This is a genomic window from Enterobacter sp. CC120223-11 (assembly GCF_900215375.1).
Classification (GTDB): domain Bacteria; phylum Pseudomonadota; class Gammaproteobacteria; order Enterobacterales; family Enterobacteriaceae; genus Scandinavium.
In genome coordinates this window covers 40,708-55,157 of the sequence record NZ_OBEF01000019.1, presented here as the reverse complement: position 1 = coordinate 55,157, position 14,450 = coordinate 40,708, and the positions used below count along the sequence as shown (strand labels likewise).

Sequence of the window (14,450 nt, the reverse complement as noted above, 5' to 3'; positions counted from 1 at the left end):
AACCGGCCCGAGTTGAGGATAACAATAATGAACACGACAACCTGTACTCACAAAGACAACCCTAACTTCTGGATCTTCGGGCTGTTCTTCTTTCTCTACTTTTTCATCATGGCCACCTGCTTTCCGTTCCTGCCTATCTGGCTGTCGGACATCATCGGCCTGAACAAAACCCATACCGGGATTGTGTTCTCCTGCATCTCGCTTTCCGCCATTGCTTTCCAGCCTGTACTGGGGGTGATTTCGGACAAGCTGGGGCTGAAAAAGCACCTGCTGTGGATTATCGCCGTACTTCTGTTTTTGTTCGCACCGTTCTTTCTGTACGTCTTCGCGCCTTTGCTCAAAACCAATATCTGGCTTGGCGCACTGAGCGGGGGTTTTTATATCGGGTTTGTGTTCTCGGCGGGGTCGGGGGCGATTGAGGCCTACATTGAACGCGTGAGCCGCAACAGCTTCTTCGAATACGGTAAAGCGCGCATGTTCGGCTGTCTTGGCTGGGGCTTATGCGCTTCAACAGGCGGGATTCTGTTCAGCATCGATCCTTCTTATGTGTTCTGGATGGGGTCGGCGGCCGCACTGTTGCTGATGCTGTTGCTGGTGGTCGCGAAGCCTAAACCTAACCAGACGGCACAGGTGATGAATGCGCTTGGCGCAAACCAGCCGCAAATCACGGCGAAAACCGTTTTCAATCTTTTCCGCCAACGCAGAATGTGGATGTTTATCCTTTACGTGATTGGCGTGGCCTGCGTCTATGACGTCTTCGATCAGCAGTTTGCCACCTTCTTTAAAACGTTCTTCGCGACGCCAGAAGAAGGGACGCGTGCCTTTGGTTTTGCCACCACGGCCGGGGAAATCTGTAACGCGATCATCATGTTCTGCTCGCCGTGGATTATTAACCGCATCGGTGCCAAAAACACATTGCTCATTGCCGGGCTGATTATGGCGACGCGCATCATCGGCTCGTCGTTTGCTACCACGGCGGTGGAAGTGGTTGCCCTGAAGATGCTGCACGCGCTGGAAGTGCCTTTCCTGCTGGTCGGTGCTTTCAAGTACATCACGGGCGTATTCGATACCCGTCTTTCCGCCACTATCTATCTGATTGGCTTCCAGTTTGCCAAGCAGTCCGCGGCGATATTCCTCTCCGCCTTTGCCGGCAATATGTATGACCGGATTGGTTTCCAGGAAACCTATCTGATGCTGGGCTGTTTTGTCCTGGCGATTACGGCGGTGTCGGCATTTACGCTGAGCAGCAGGAAAGAAATTGCGGCGCGCAGCAACACGGTTGAAGTGAGTTAACTCAGAACGCTGCCGCATTCGCGGCAGCGTCATCATATCAGGCCAGGTAAAACACCTCTTTCAGCGCCGAACTCAGCGGGCTGTTGTCCGGGTTCGACGGCATCACTTCCCCCATATATTTCCACCAGCGCTGGCAGACGTCGGTGCTGGCAACCGCATTCCAGCGCTCCTCCGACTCGATTTCGACCGTCGCGAACAGCAGGTTGCGGGTCTTGTCGAGGTAGATAGCGTAGTGGTGTGCGCCATGATCTTTCAGCACGGCTTCCAGCTCCGGCCAGATAGGGTTGTGGCGGCGTTCATACTCTTCATGGGTGTGCGGATGTACCTGCATCACAAAAGCTTTGCGGATCATAAGGCCTCCAGGTAGAGCTCGCGCACTTCGTCGCGGCTGGCGGTGCGCGGGTTACAGGGCGCGCATGGGTCGGCGAGGGCTTTGTCCAGCCAGCCTTCGATATCGGCTTTGGTGACGCCGAGCTGGCTGAAACCGGCAGGAATGCCGACGCGGGCGCTGAGATCGCGAATGGCCTGAATCGCGGCCATGCTGGCGGCTTCATCGCTCATGCCGCGCGTGTCGACGCCCATCGCATGTGCCACGCGAGCAAAGCGGGCCACGGCGTTCGGACGGTTAAAGTTTTCGATGATCGGCAGCAGGATGGCGTTGCAGACGCCGTGCGGCAGGTTATGCGTGGCGCCGGGCTGATGCGCCAGCGCGTGCACCAGGCCGAGTCCGGCGCTGTTAAAGGCCATGCCCGCCAGATACTGACCGAAGGCCATCTGCTCGCGGGCTTCGAGGTTGTGACCGTTATCGACCGCTTTTGGCAGCCACAGCGTAATCAGGCGAATCGCTTCCAGGGCGTTAGCGTCGGTGAGCGGGTGCGCGCCGACGGAAACGTAGGCTTCAACGGCGTGCGTCAGCGCATCCATGCCAGTGGCTGCGGTCACGGCAGCCGGAATGTCGAGCATCACGCTGGCATCATCCACGGCGATATCTGGGATAATGTTTGAGTCGATGATCACTTCTTTGACCTGACGCTCGCTGTCAATAATCACCGCGTTGCTGGTCATCTCCGCCGCCGTACCGGCGGTGGTATTGATGGCGACCAGCGGCACGCCCGCGTTTTTGACTTTGCCGACGCCGGAGTAGTTTGTAGACGGGCCAGGGTTCGCGGTGAGGATTTTCACCGCCTTGGCGGTGTCTATCGGGCTGCCGCCGCCGAAGGCGATAATGTAATCGCAGCCTGCATCCCGGTAGGCGCGAAAACCTTTCTGCACCAGCGCTTCCGTCGGGTTCGGGAACACTTCATCGAAGAGGTGATAAGACATCTGATGCTCGTCCAGCGCAGCAAAAAGGGCATTGAGCAGGCCCATTTTTACCAGCTGGCCGTCGGTGACAATCAGCGCTTTACCCCACTGCTTGCCCGCCACCAGATTCACCATATCGCCAATTGCGCCCGCGCCGTGCAGGCTGATTTTCGGCAGTGCCAACATAAAGCTCATGTTTATTCTCCTTAATTACGATGATTTTTATGCCCGGCGGCGCGGCGCTTGCACGGGCCTACGTTCAGGTAGGCCGGGTAAACGAAGTGCCACCCGGCAGTTAAATCCTTCTCCGTTGTAAAATCCGCCGCGCAATAATCGGCAGCGAAATCACCACGATCAGCATCGCGCCGATGATGATTGACATCACGATGCCCGGCACGTTGAGCAGGCTCAGGCCGAAGGTCACCAGTCCCATCAGGAAGGCGGCGATGATCACACCGACCATGCTGCCGGAGCCGCCTAAAATATTGATGCCGCCGAGCACCGCCATCGTCACCACGGCTAGCTCCCAGCCCATGGCAATGGTGGGGCGCGTGCTGCCTAAACGTGACGTCAAAAGCACCGCGGCAAGGCCGGACATCAACCCGACCAGCACGAACAGAATCAGGTTGTGACGCTTAACGTTGATCCCCGAAAACCACGCGCCGGTCGGGTTATTGCCGATGGCAAAGGTACGGCGGCCAAAGTTGGTTCGGTGCAGCACGAAGGTGAACACCGCCGCGAGCACGATAAACAGCGCAAACTCGAACGACAGCGCGCCCCACACGTAACCCTGACCAAACCAGGCGAAGCTTGCCGGGTACTGGTTCAGGGCCTGATCGCCGAGCAGGATGTAGGAGATGCCGCGGAACAGACTCATGGTGCCGATGGTTATCACGATGGACGAAAGATTCAGCCGGGTGACCAGCAGCCCGTTCACCAGCCCGCACGCCACGCCAACCCCAAGCCCGACGCACACCAGCAGCGGCGTATCCATTCCCGCAGCCGCGCAGAAGCCCATCGCCGTGGAGCTGAGCGCGATGATCGCCGCCACCGAGAGATCAATTTCGCGGGCGATGATCAGCATCGCCATCGGCAGCACGATGATCGCCTTTTCGGTGAAGTTGAAGGTGGCATCCGACAGGTTCCAGATGTTGAGGAAGTAGGGCGACGCAAAGGCGTTGCCCACAAACACGGCCAGGGTCACCGCCAGCAAAAAACCTTCCCAGCACGCCAGGCGCTGGAAAAGCGTTGGTGTTTGCGGTACTGGCTGGACTTCTTCGTTTGTCAGCATTTTGCTCATGATTTCACCGCCAGTTTTTGCCGCGCCATTGCGGCATCACGCAGGATAAGTCGCCCTTTGCGCTTGTTGCCGCGCTCGTTGAGGACCACCGCAATCACGATAACCGCGCCGGAAATCGCCATCTGCCAGAATGGCGAGACGCCAATCACCGGCAGTGCATTGTTGATGACGCCGAGGAACAGTGCCCCGAGCATGCAGCCGAGCACGCGCCCGGTGCCGCCCATGGTGCTGATCCCGCCAATCACGCAGGCGGCAACGACCTGTAATTCAAAGCCGTTGGCGACGTCGACGTAGGCCACCGCAAAGCGGGAAATCCACAGATAGCCGCAGAACCCGGCCAGCGCGCCGGAGAGGCAGAAGCTGACAAACTGCATTTTCCCGGCGTTGATCCCTGTGTAGTACGCCGCCGTGGCGTTGCCGCCTGCGGTGTAGAGCGCCCGCCCGGTGCGGCTGTAACGCAGGAAATACCCGACGACGAAGAGGGCGGCAATGGCAAACCAGCTCAGCACCGGCAGCCCCAGCAGCGAGGCGCGCGGCAGGCCGAGAAAATCAGCGCTCATCTGATTGGCGTTCACCCAGCCGCCGTTTGAAAGCAGAAAGACAATGCCGCGGTAAATGCTCATGGTGCCAAGCGTCACCACGATTGCCGGAATGCCGAGTTTCCACACCAGTAGCCCGTTGATGATGCCCATCAGCAGGCCAAGCACCGTCGCCAGCGCCAGCAAGGCCACGACCGGAATGGCGGGGTAATGGAAATTAAGCAGGGCAACAATCATGCCGGTGAGCGCGAGGTTGGCCGCCATCGACAGGTCGATGCCTTTGGTCAGCAGCACCATCATCTGGCCGAGTGCCAGAATGATGAGAATCGCCGTGTCGTTGAACATCTCAACCAGGTTGCCCGGCGCGATAAACGACGGCGTACGGCTGCCGATCGCCACAATCAGCAGCACGATCACCGCGGCCAGCAGCGCTTCACGATGTTTCAGGAACTGTTGCATCACGCTGCCTCCCTGCCTGCACCGCTGGCGGCGCTGACGATCACTTCCGCCGACGCTTCGCCCGCCCGGTATTCCGCCACCATCAGCCCTTCGTGCATCACAATGATGCGATCGGCCATGCCCATCACCTCCGGCAGCTCCGACGACACCATGATCACCGCGAGGCCCAGCCCGACCAGCTCGGACATAAACTGGTGTACTGCGGCTTTCGAGCCGATATCAATGCCCTTGGTCGGCTCATCCAGAATGATCACGTCCGGGTGCGTGGCGAGCCATTTGCCGATCACCACTTTCTGCTGATTGCCGCCGGAGAGCGTTTCGACCGGCTGCCGCCAGCTGGCCGCTTTGACCTGCAAACGGCGGGCGTAGTTATCTGCAAGTTTCCATTCGCGGTCGTCATGCAGGATGCCGTTCGGGTTGAGTTTGCGCAGCTGCGGCAGGCTGATGTTCTGCGCGATGGGCAGCTCGATAATCGCCCCCTGCTTTTGCCGCTCTTCCGGCACGCAAACAATCCCGGCGCTTATCGCATCGGCTGGCTGGTGGAAATGGACAGTCCTGCCGTTGAGCACGATCTCCCCGGCAGAGGGTTGGGTGACGCCGGAAAGCGCCTGCATCAGCTCCGTTCGCCCGGCGCCGACGAGGCCATAAAAACCGAGAATTTCGCCTTTGCGCAGCGTGAAGTTGATATGGGCAAACTCGGTGGGATGGCACAGGCCTTTCACTTCCAGCACCGTCTCGCCCGGTTCGCAGGCCACTTTCGGGAAGGTCTGGGTGATGGCGCGCCCGACCATCATCGCCACCATTTTCTCCTCGGTGATGTCGTGGATGTTCCCTTCGGCGACAAACACGCCGTCGCGCAAAATGGTGTAGTGATCGGCCAGTTCGAAGATTTCATCGAACTTGTGAGAGATAAACAGAATGGCTTTGCCGTCCTGCTTGAGTCGCTCAACAATCTGATAAAACTCCAGAATCTCATGCTGGGAAAGGGCGGCGGTAGGCTCATCAAGGATCACCACCTGCGCATCAAACGACAGCGCCCGGGCAATGGCCACCATATGGCGCTGGGCGATGCTCAGGGTTTTCAGCGTCGCGCGCGGATCAATCTGCACTTCCAGACGCGCCAGCAGGGCCTGTGCCCGGCGGTGCATCTCAGGCCAGTCGAGCTTTTTCAGCCAGCCTTTGTGCAGGTACTGGCCGGCAAAAATGTTCTCGGTGACGGAAAGTTCGTCGAACAGGACAGTTTCCTGATGAATGGCGGTGATCCCGACCTTGTGCGCCGATTCCGGCGTCGGGAGCTGAATGGGGATCGCTTTATAAAGGATTTCGCCCTCGTCGGGCTGATAAATGCCGGTCATCACTTTGACCAGCGTCGATTTACCGGCACCGTTTTCGCCAATCAGCGCGGTGACTTTGCCGGGCCACAGGCTGAGCTGCACGTTCTCCAGCGCGCGAACGCCCGGGAAGAACTTGCTGATGCCTGTGAGTTGGAGCAGTGGGGTCATGATGGTTCTCCAGCGTTGGATTCATTCATGTCCCCTCTCCCTAACCCTCTCCCAGAGGGAGAGGGAACTGCTACGGAGCACGATCTTCTCCCTCTCCCAGAGGAGAGGGAACTGCTACGGAGCACAATCTTCTCCCTCTCCCTTTGGGAGAGGGCAGGGGAGAGGGGAACACTCAAATCAGAAAATTTTGGAGAACTTATCAATGTTGCTGGCATCGTAAACGAACGGCTTCGCCATCGCGCCGTTGCCGTCGGCATCGAGCGTGACCTTGCCGAGTTTACCCATGCTGGCTTCGGTTTTCGTGGCGCTGCCTTTCACCAGATCGTCCGCTAAATACGTTGCCGCATAGCCGAGATCGATAGGGTTCCAGATAGCGAAGCTTTTACTGGCGCCGGACTTAATCGCCCCGGCCATTTCAGACGGCAGCCCAAGACCGGTCACGTAAACTTTGCCGATTTTGCCCTGGTCTTTGACCGCCTGCGCCGCGGCGACGATGCCGACGGAGGATGGAGAAACAATCACCTTCAGGTCCGGGTAGGTTTTCAGCAGGCCGACCGCTTCGCGGTAGCTTTTGTCAGAGAGGTCGTCGCCGTAGGCCACCGTCACCAGGTTGATGGACGGATACTGCGGTAGCACCTTTTTCATCTCCGCAATCCAGATGTTCTGGTTGGTGGAGGTTGGCGTGGCGCTGAGCACCGCGACGTCGCCTTTCTCCACGTTCAGCGCTTTCAGCGCATCGGCGGCAAGCTTGACGTTGGTCTCGCCAATCAGGGCGTTATTGGAAGGATTCAGGTGGATCTGACGGCCCGCCAGCGCCACGCCGGAATCCCAGGAAACCACTTTGATTCCGCGCTGCATGGCTTTTTTCAGCACCGGCACCAGCGCATCAGGATCGTTAGCGGAAATGGCGATCGCATCCACGCCCTGGGCGATCAGACCGTTCAGCACTTCGATCTGCGCTTCTGCGGTTGTGGTGGTGGGGCCGGTATAAATGACTTTGACGTCACCTAACTCTTTTGCCGCTTCCTGAGCGCCGACGTTGGCTGCCTCAAAAAATCCATTTCCCAGCGATTTGGCCACCAGGGCGATTTTGACTTCAGCTAATGCGGAACCGGACAGCGCCAGTGCGGCAACGGTGAGGATCAAGCTTGCTTTTATTTTCATTGCTTTTACTCCACTTCGAGTTAGTTGTAGGGATTGCAGGTGTGTATTCGCCCCGTCTCGGTGAGCGGGGCGCGATGTTTTTATGGATACAAATCTAAAGCCGACTGCATCGGCGTGACGCCAAAACGCTTGCCGAGCGCAATCAGTTCTTCCCGGGTGATGGTCTGTTTCATGCCGCCCATCGAGTAAACTTTGACGAGCACCTCTGCTGATTTTTCGGCGGTGTCGATCAGGCCAAAAGCCTCATCGAGCGTCGGGCCGCTGCCGAAGACGCCGTGGAACGGCCACAGCACCAGCGAATGTTTCTGCATATCTTTCGCCGTCGCTTCACCAATTTCATCGGTGCCCGGCACCATCCACGGCAGAATGCCGACGCCGTCCGGGAACACCACCAGGCACTCGGTGCTGCCTTCCCACAGTTTGCGGGTGATGAAGTCGGTGTTGTTGTCCAGCACGTAGGTCAGGGCGATCAGGTTGGTGGCGTGGCAGTGCATGATCACGCGGTCTTTGCCCTGGGTCGCCTTGATGCGCTCGCAGTGGGAAAGGAAGTGCGCTGGCAGCTCAGAGGTTGGTACCGCTTCGTGCGTCAGCCCCCAAAGAATGTGGTAGCCCGCGCCGTCGCTGTCCACTTTCACGATGCCTAAATTTGCCGCCGGGTCGAGCTGCACGTTGCGGAAGAATTTGCCGGAACCGGTGACGATAAACGGCGTGTTGGCGAGCAGCGGCATCGGTTGGCTCAGAGCTATATAGCGTGGCTTCGCGTGGAAATCTGCTTCGAATGGCGCGATGTCGGCGTCGTCCAGGCGTAGCGTCAAGTTGCCTCCGTTGCGCTCATCCCAGCCTTTCAGCCAGGCATCGGTGGTGGCTTTGATCATGCCCTGGACGAACCAGGAATCGGTAATGGTCTGCATAGTCTTTTGTTTCCTTTGAAATAATCATTCCCTCTCCCCGGCCCTCTCCCACAGGGAGAGGGAGAATACCGACTACGGTTGAGGGAGAGCGCTCAACAGTCCCCTCTCCCTGTGGGAGAGGGTTAGGGAGAGGGCGGTTTTTATCCGCGCTTCGTTAAAACGTCTTTCTCATAGCTCCGCACGCTGTCGAGCCACTGGCTGCCCGCTGGCGTATCGTTACGCTGGCAGTACATCTCCCAGACGGCCTGCCACGGCAGGCATTTTTGCTCTTCGAGCAGCGCCAGGCGCGCGGTGTAGTCGCCGTCCAGCTCCAGCTGACGCAGCTCTGCCGTAGGTTCCAGCAGCGCGCGCAGCAGCGCTTTCTTCATGTTGCGGGTGCCGATAACCCACGCCGCGACGCGGTTGATGGAAGCATCGAAGAAGTCGAGGCCGATGTGCACGCGGTCGAACAGGTCGTGGCGGATGATTTCACTGGCGATGGCCTGGGTTTCGTCATCCAGCAGCACCACGTGGTCGCTGTCCCAGCGCACCGGACGGCTCACGTGCAACAGCAGGCGCGGCACGAACAGCATGGCGGCGGAGATTTTGTCGGAAATCACTTCTGTCGGGTGGAAGTGGCCCGCATCGAGGCACAGCGCGGTCTGGCGGCTGGTGGCGTAACCCATATAGAACTCGTTGGAGCCGACGGTGTAGCTCTCTGCGCCGATGCCGAACAGCTTGCTCTCCACGGCGTCGATGTGGTGCGCCGGGCTCAGTTTTTCGCTGATGATCTCATCCAGGGCGTTCATCAGGCGCTGGCGCGGGGCGAAGCGGTCGACGGTCAGGTCCTTCATGCCATCTGGGATCCAGATATTCATCACCGACGGCGTGCCGAGCTGTTCGCCGAAGTACGCCGACACGCGGCGGCTGGCCTTGCAGTGGTCAATCCAGAACTGGCGGATTTCGTCGTTGGCGCTCGCCAGGGTGAAACCGTCGGCGCTGTTCGGGTGCGAGAAGCAGGAAGGGTTGAAGTCCAGCCCCAGCTTGTTGTCCTTCGCCCACTGCACCCAGTTTTTGAAATGCTCGGGTTTGATTTCGTTGCGGCCAACCGGCGTCTCAGATTCCAGGTAGATGGCGTGCAGGTTCAGGCGTTTCGGGCCCGGGATCAGGCTCAGCGCCTGCTCGAGGTCTGCGCGCAACTCCGTGGCGTTACGTGCTTTGCCAGGATAGTTGCCCGTTGCCTGAATGCCCCCGGTCAGTGCGCCGCCCGGATTTTCAAACCCGGCGACGTCGTCGCCCTGCCAGCAGTGCATCGAGACGGGCAGACGGTCGAGCTGACGCAGCGCCTCTTCGACATCGACACCGACGGCGGCATAACGCTGTTTTGCCAGTTCCCAGGCTTGTTCAAGTTGAGTGGTCATGCGCAAAGCTCCTTGGTCTGTTGTGGCTGAAACTGCGCGACGTAGCGGGCAATTTCACTGTTCGGATCCGGATTGAAGGTCGTGAGGGCGTGGTTGCCGCGCACCACCTTGCGAAAATCATCAACGTCTTTCAGCTCATCGAGCGTCATCAGCTGCACGCCGATATTGCCGAGCGTGGAGGCCTCAACTGGCCCGGCAATCACTGCAATTCCGCAGGCGTCGGCGCAAAGCTGATTGAGCAGTTCGTTCTGGCAGCCGCCGCCGACGATGTGCAGCTGTGAAAAGGCGTGGCCGTGAAGCGAGGCGAGTTCGTTCAGTACGCGGGCATAGAGCAGGGCGAGGCTGTCGAAAATGCAGCGTGCCAGTTCCGCCGGGCTTTGCGGCGCGGGCTGGTGGTTCTCACGGCAGGCGGCCTGAATTTCGGCGCTCATGTTGTCCGGGTTGATAAAGCGGTCATCGTTCGGGTTGATGACGAACTTACAGGCCGGAATGCTGCGGGTCTGAGCGATGAGCGCCGCGATATCGCAGACGTTCTGCTCCTTCAGCACGCGCTGCAGCAGCCACAGCCCCATGATGTTTTTCAGCACCCGATAGCGGCCTTCCGCGCCGCCTTCGTTGGTAATGTTGTTGGCGAGCGCCACATCGCTGGTGGCCGGGGTTTTGCTTTCGTAGCCCATCAGCGACCAGGTGCCGGAAGAGAGGTAAGCCGCGTGCTTGCCTTTCAGCGGCGAGGCGATGACCGCGCTGGCGGTGTCGTGGCTGGCGACGGCGACGACAGGGATTTGATTACCCAGCGGGCAAATCCAGTGACCGATCACGTTGCCCGGATGCGTTGGCGTGCCGAACCAGCTGCGCGGTGCGCCTGTCCAGCTGAGCAGGGCTTCGTCCCAGTTATCGGTGCCGATATTCACCATCTGAGTGGTAGTGGCGTTGGTGTATTCCCAGTTCATCTTGCCGGTCAGGCGGAAGCTGAAATAGTCCGGGATCAGCAGGGCGTGGGCGGCTTTTGCCACAGCCTCCGGCTGCTGTTCCGCCAGGGCGCGGAACTGGTAAAGGGTGTTGAACGGTAAAAACTGAATGCCGCTGCGGCGGTAAATTTCAGCGCGCCCGAGCTGCTGTTCGGCGCGCTGCATCACGCCCTGAGTGCGGCTGTCGCGGTAGGAGACAGGCAGGCCGACGCGCTGGCCCTCTTTATCCAGCAGCACGTAGTCCACGCCCCAGGTGTCGATGCCGATGCTGTCGATAAGAATGCCGTTGTCGCACACTTTCTTCAGGCCGAGGCGGATTTCCGCTTCCAGGCTGTCGATATCCCAGCAGTCGGTGCCGTCCACTTTCTGCAACGTATTCATAAAGCGGTGGATTTCCCGCAGCGCCAGGGACTGTTTTTGGCGGTCGTAGCTGGCGAGCATGACGCGTCCGCTGGAGGCGCCTAAATCTACTGCCACACAATGGCGAAAACTCATGGGAGAGGTCCTTCTGATAGTCAATGCCATCAGTCTGGCGTACCCCTTGTCAGCCTACCTTCTTACTACTGACAGCCCTAAAACGGGGCTGGCAAGAAAGCAAAGGTGAACGTGAGAGGCTTCACACTTTCCAGTAATGATGCCGTTTCATGCGGGTGTGACGCTGATTGCATTTCCTGATTTTTCCCGTCGTTTCTTGAAAAACGGACAGGGTTTGCGCGCTTTGGCGTCAAAAATTCAAGGTGAGATTGGCGGGGCCTGCTTATTATCCTGATAACTTTTCTCATCTGGTGAGGCCGTTATGACCGTATTGCACAGCGTGGATTTTTTTCCCTCAGGGCATGCGCCTGTCGCTATTGAGCCACGGCTTCCCCAGGCGGAATTCCCTGAACATCATCATGATTTTCATGAAATTGTAATTGTCGAACACGGCACAGGCATTCACGTTTTTAACGGCCAGCCCTACACGATTACCGGTGGCACCATCTGCTTTGTACGCGATCACGACCGACACCTGTACGAGCACACCGACAACCTGTGCCTGACCAACGTCCTGTACCGCTCCCCGGATGCATTTCAGTTTCTCTCTGGGCTGCAAAAGCTGCTGCCGCAGGAGCAGGACGGCGTTTATCCGTCGCACTGGCGAGTGAATCAGGCGGTGTTGCAACAGGTGCGCGGGATTGTGCAGCAGATGGAAACGCTGGATGACGACGGCGACATGCACGCCATCGCCAACCGCGAAATTCTGTTTATGCAGCTGCTGGTTCAGCTGCGCAAGGGCAGCCTGGCGGCGGAGGCCACCAATAACGATGCTCGCCTGAATCTGATGATGGCCTGGCTGGAAGATCATTTCACCGAGGAGGTGTGCTGGGAAGCGGTCGCCGAACGCTTTTCGCTGTCGCTGCGCACTCTGCATCGTCAGCTGAAGCAGCACACCGGGCTGACGCCCCAGCGCTACCTCAACCGCATCCGTTTGACGAAAGCGCGGCATTTGCTTCGCCATAGCGATGAAAGTGTCACCGATATCGCATTTCGCTGCGGTTTTGGCGACAGTAACCACTTTTCGACGCTGTTTCGCCGCGAGTTTCAGTGGTCACCGCGCGATATTCGCCAGGGACGCGACACCCTGCTTCAGTAACGCGAGTCCAGTCACCGTTTTTGCCTGCAAAACGGCGAATAATAAGCAGTTATTCGCCGTTTGAGGTTCTCCGTGTCAGCCCAGCTTATTCTCCGTAAAGCCGATTTTTTTGCCTCCTCGCAGCAGGCGGTGGCGGTGGCCGATCGCTACCCGCAAAACGTGTTTGCGGAGCACACGCACGAGTTTTGTGAACTGGTGCTGGTATGGCGCGGCAACGGGCTGCATATCCTCAACGACAGGCCGTACCGCATCACACGCGGCGATCTGTTTTATATCCGTGCGGAAGACAAGCACTCCTACGCGTCCGTTAACGATCTGGTTTTGCAGAATATTATTTACTGCCCGGAGCGGCTGAGGCTGAACCTCGACTGGGCGGCGCACATTCCAGGCCTTGAGGGAACGCCCTGGACGCCGCACTGGCGCATTGGCAGCAGCGGTATGGCGCAGGCGCGTCAGACGATTGCCGCGCTGGAGCAGGAGAGCAGTAAAGCCAGCAGTCACTCAAACGACATGGCGGAGCTGCTGTTTGCCCAGCTGGTGGTGACGTTGCGCCGCCACCGCTATGCCACCGACAACCTCGCCGCCACCGAAAGCGAAGCGTTGCTCGACAAGCTGCTGACTGCCCTGGCGGGCAGCCTCAACAAACCCTTTATGCTGGATAAGTTTTGCGAACAGCAGGCCTGTAGCGAGAGAACGCTGCGCCAGCAGTTTCGTAGCCAGACGGGGATGACCATCAACCACTATCTGCGCCAGCTGCGCATCTGCCACGCGCAGTACCTGCTTCAGCACTCAGATTTGATGATCGGGGAGATTGCGATGCACTGTGGCTTTGAGGACAGTAACTACTTTTCGGTGGTGTTTAACCGGGAAGTGGGGATGACGCCGGGGCAGTGGCGTCATCGCAATAAAACCGCAGCTTAATCAGTTCGCCATACCCAGACCGACAATGTTGGCGGCGATGATGATCACCACGCAGCCGAGGCTCAGCACGCCGACCGGGCGACGGCCTGCCGCATTCCACTCTTTCAGGATAAGCCCAACCAGGCCGCCGCACAGGACGTAGAAGCTCATGTGCAGCATCCAGCTCATATAGTCGTACTGTGCCGGAATGCTGGCGTGGCCCCAGGCGTAGAAGAAGAACTGCAGATACCACATCAGCCCGGCAAGGGCGGAAAACAGGATATTGCCGATGATCATGGGTTTTGCCAGCGCGAAGTCTGCTTTTACCGACAAGTTTGCTTTCGTTGCCAGACGGATAAAGCAGAAACCGAGGTTGATCACCGCACCGCCGCCCATAATCACGACATAGCTTGGCAGCGCCACGTACAGCGGATCAACGCCGAGAGCCGCCGCCGCTTCGTGCATCGGTTTGGCCGCGTTCATGGCAAACGACATCCCGGCAGAGAAAATGCCGCACATAACCGCCAGCACCAGGCCTTTTTTCAGGTTGAACTCTTCGGCCTTAATGCCCATTTTGCGCTCTTTCAGCTGCCCTGCGCGAGTCACAATGCCCACGCCCACGACGGCAACAAGCACGCCGAGCAACGTCATGCGTCCGCCTTCGGTACCCACCAGAACGTGAAACTCACCGTTCAGGATCGGCGTCATCAGCGTGCCGACGATAAGCGTGATGCCGATGGCAATACCGATGCCCATCGACATGCCGAGGTAGCGCATGGTCAGGCCGTAGTTGATGTTGCCGATGCCCCACATTGCGCCAAACAGGAACACGGGCAGCAGGGTGGAGGCGCTGAACGAACCGTAGTAGGCCCAAAAGTCTGGTAGCAGCATGGCGCTGATCGCCCAGGGCAGGATAAGCCAGGAGACGATACCGCCAATCGACCACATCGTTTCCCAGGACCAATTTCTCACTTTTTTGAACGGGGCATAGAAACAGGCTGCACTGGCCGCACCTATCAAATGCCAAAAAATACCCATCGTAATCGCGTGACTCATTTTTTTATCCTCAACGTGTTACG

General features: G+C 58.6%; 13 protein-coding genes. 3 read left to right on the top strand and 10 right to left on the bottom strand.

Annotated features, from left to right (window positions below; translation table 11 throughout):
* The first annotated feature begins 27 nt into the window (after positions 1-27).
* A complete protein-coding gene (locus CRO87_RS18875; protein WP_097164472.1) occupies positions 28-1,293 on the top strand; it encodes an MFS transporter in 1,266 nt (421 codons plus the stop codon).
* Positions 1,294-1,330: 37 nt separating this feature from the next.
* On the opposite strand, the gene rhaM is transcribed toward CRO87_RS18875, so the two are convergent.
* From rhaM to rhaB, 9 genes are all read right to left on the bottom strand, one after another.
* On the bottom strand, positions 1,331-1,645 hold the full coding sequence (gene rhaM / locus CRO87_RS18870) for an L-rhamnose mutarotase (protein ID WP_097164471.1): 315 nt from the start codon (positions 1,643-1,645) through the stop codon (positions 1,331-1,333).
* The gene (fucO, locus tag CRO87_RS18865; RefSeq protein ID WP_097164470.1) at positions 1,642-2,790 is read right to left on the bottom strand and encodes a lactaldehyde reductase; all 1,149 of its coding nucleotides are present in this window, start codon (positions 2,788-2,790) and stop codon (positions 1,642-1,644) included. Before fucO ends, rhaM begins: the two co-directional genes overlap by 4 nt.
* A 100-nt stretch (positions 2,791-2,890) precedes the next feature.
* Entirely contained in the window at positions 2,891-3,895 is a 1,005-nt protein-coding gene (locus CRO87_RS18860) for an ABC transporter permease (RefSeq protein WP_097164469.1), read from the bottom strand.
* Positions 3,892-4,893 (bottom strand): ABC transporter permease, encoded by a 1,002-nt coding sequence (locus CRO87_RS18855; RefSeq protein WP_176504341.1) that lies wholly within the window; start codon positions 4,891-4,893, stop codon positions 3,892-3,894. The genes CRO87_RS18860 and CRO87_RS18855 overlap by 4 nt, the downstream gene beginning before the upstream one ends.
* On the bottom strand, positions 4,893-6,395 hold the full coding sequence (locus CRO87_RS18850; RefSeq protein WP_097164467.1) for a sugar ABC transporter ATP-binding protein: 1,503 nt from the start codon (positions 6,393-6,395) through the stop codon (positions 4,893-4,895). The genes CRO87_RS18855 and CRO87_RS18850 overlap by 1 nt, the downstream gene beginning before the upstream one ends.
* A gap of 177 nt (positions 6,396-6,572) precedes the next feature.
* Positions 6,573-7,559 (bottom strand): rhamnose ABC transporter substrate-binding protein, encoded by a 987-nt coding sequence (gene rhaS / locus CRO87_RS18845; protein WP_097164466.1) that lies wholly within the window; start codon positions 7,557-7,559, stop codon positions 6,573-6,575.
* 80 nt (positions 7,560-7,639) lie between these two features.
* Positions 7,640-8,470: a rhamnulose-1-phosphate aldolase gene (rhaD, locus tag CRO87_RS18840; protein WP_097164465.1), complete on the bottom strand. Its 831-nt coding sequence runs from the start codon at positions 8,468-8,470 to the stop codon at positions 7,640-7,642.
* A 140-nt stretch (positions 8,471-8,610) separates the two neighbouring features.
* Positions 8,611-9,870, bottom strand: a complete 1,260-nt coding sequence (gene rhaA, locus CRO87_RS18835) for an L-rhamnose isomerase (RefSeq protein WP_097164464.1) — start codon at positions 9,868-9,870, stop codon at positions 8,611-8,613.
* Positions 9,867-11,333, bottom strand: a complete 1,467-nt coding sequence (gene rhaB / locus CRO87_RS18830) for a rhamnulokinase (protein ID WP_097164463.1) — start codon at positions 11,331-11,333, stop codon at positions 9,867-9,869. The genes rhaA and rhaB overlap by 4 nt, the downstream gene beginning before the upstream one ends.
* Before the next feature lie 301 nt (positions 11,334-11,634).
* Here rhaB and rhaS (CRO87_RS18825) point away from each other — a divergent pair, with 301 nt between their 5' ends.
* Together rhaS (CRO87_RS18825) and rhaR are read left to right on the top strand one after the other, a co-directional pair.
* Positions 11,635-12,471 carry an HTH-type transcriptional activator RhaS gene (rhaS, locus tag CRO87_RS18825; protein WP_097164462.1) on the top strand — a complete coding sequence of 279 codons (837 nt, stop codon included), beginning with the start codon at positions 11,635-11,637 and terminating at the stop codon, positions 12,469-12,471.
* A gap of 72 nt (positions 12,472-12,543) precedes the next feature.
* Positions 12,544-13,392, top strand: a complete 849-nt coding sequence (rhaR, locus tag CRO87_RS18820) for an HTH-type transcriptional activator RhaR (RefSeq protein WP_097164461.1) — start codon at positions 12,544-12,546, stop codon at positions 13,390-13,392.
* Here the strand turns inward: rhaR and rhaT are convergent, their stop codons facing one another.
* Positions 13,393-14,427, bottom strand: a complete 1,035-nt coding sequence (gene rhaT, locus CRO87_RS18815) for an L-rhamnose/proton symporter RhaT (protein WP_097164460.1) — start codon at positions 14,425-14,427, stop codon at positions 13,393-13,395. It lies immediately after the preceding gene.
* Positions 14,428-14,450 lie beyond the last annotated feature (23 nt).

What these genes read in the sequence shown, in the direction of transcription:
- CRO87_RS18875 (WP_097164472.1), top strand. Translation starts at nt 28, where the DNA reads ATGAACACGACAACCTGTACTCACAAAGACAACCCTAACTTCTGGATC.
- rhaM (WP_097164471.1), bottom strand. Translation starts at nt 1,645, where the DNA reads ATGATCCGCAAAGCTTTTGTGATGCAGGTACATCCGCACACCCATGAA.
- fucO (WP_097164470.1), bottom strand. Translation starts at nt 2,790, where the DNA reads ATGAGCTTTATGTTGGCACTGCCGAAAATCAGCCTGCACGGCGCGGGC.
- CRO87_RS18860 (WP_097164469.1), bottom strand. Translation starts at nt 3,895, where the DNA reads ATGAGCAAAATGCTGACAAACGAAGAAGTCCAGCCAGTACCGCAAACA.
- CRO87_RS18855 (WP_176504341.1), bottom strand. Translation starts at nt 4,893, where the DNA reads ATGCAACAGTTCCTGAAACATCGTGAAGCGCTGCTGGCCGCGGTGATC.
- CRO87_RS18850 (WP_097164467.1), bottom strand. Translation starts at nt 6,395, where the DNA reads ATGACCCCACTGCTCCAACTCACAGGCATCAGCAAGTTCTTCCCGGGC.
- rhaS (WP_097164466.1), bottom strand. Translation starts at nt 7,559, where the DNA reads ATGAAAATAAAAGCAAGCTTGATCCTCACCGTTGCCGCACTGGCGCTG.
- rhaD (WP_097164465.1), bottom strand. Translation starts at nt 8,470, where the DNA reads ATGCAGACCATTACCGATTCCTGGTTCGTCCAGGGCATGATCAAAGCC.
- rhaA (WP_097164464.1), bottom strand. Translation starts at nt 9,870, where the DNA reads ATGACCACTCAACTTGAACAAGCCTGGGAACTGGCAAAACAGCGTTAT.
- rhaB (WP_097164463.1), bottom strand. Translation starts at nt 11,333, where the DNA reads ATGAGTTTTCGCCATTGTGTGGCAGTAGATTTAGGCGCCTCCAGCGGA.
- rhaS (WP_097164462.1), top strand. Translation starts at nt 11,635, where the DNA reads ATGACCGTATTGCACAGCGTGGATTTTTTTCCCTCAGGGCATGCGCCT.
- rhaT (WP_097164460.1), bottom strand. Translation starts at nt 14,427, where the DNA reads ATGAGTCACGCGATTACGATGGGTATTTTTTGGCATTTGATAGGTGCG.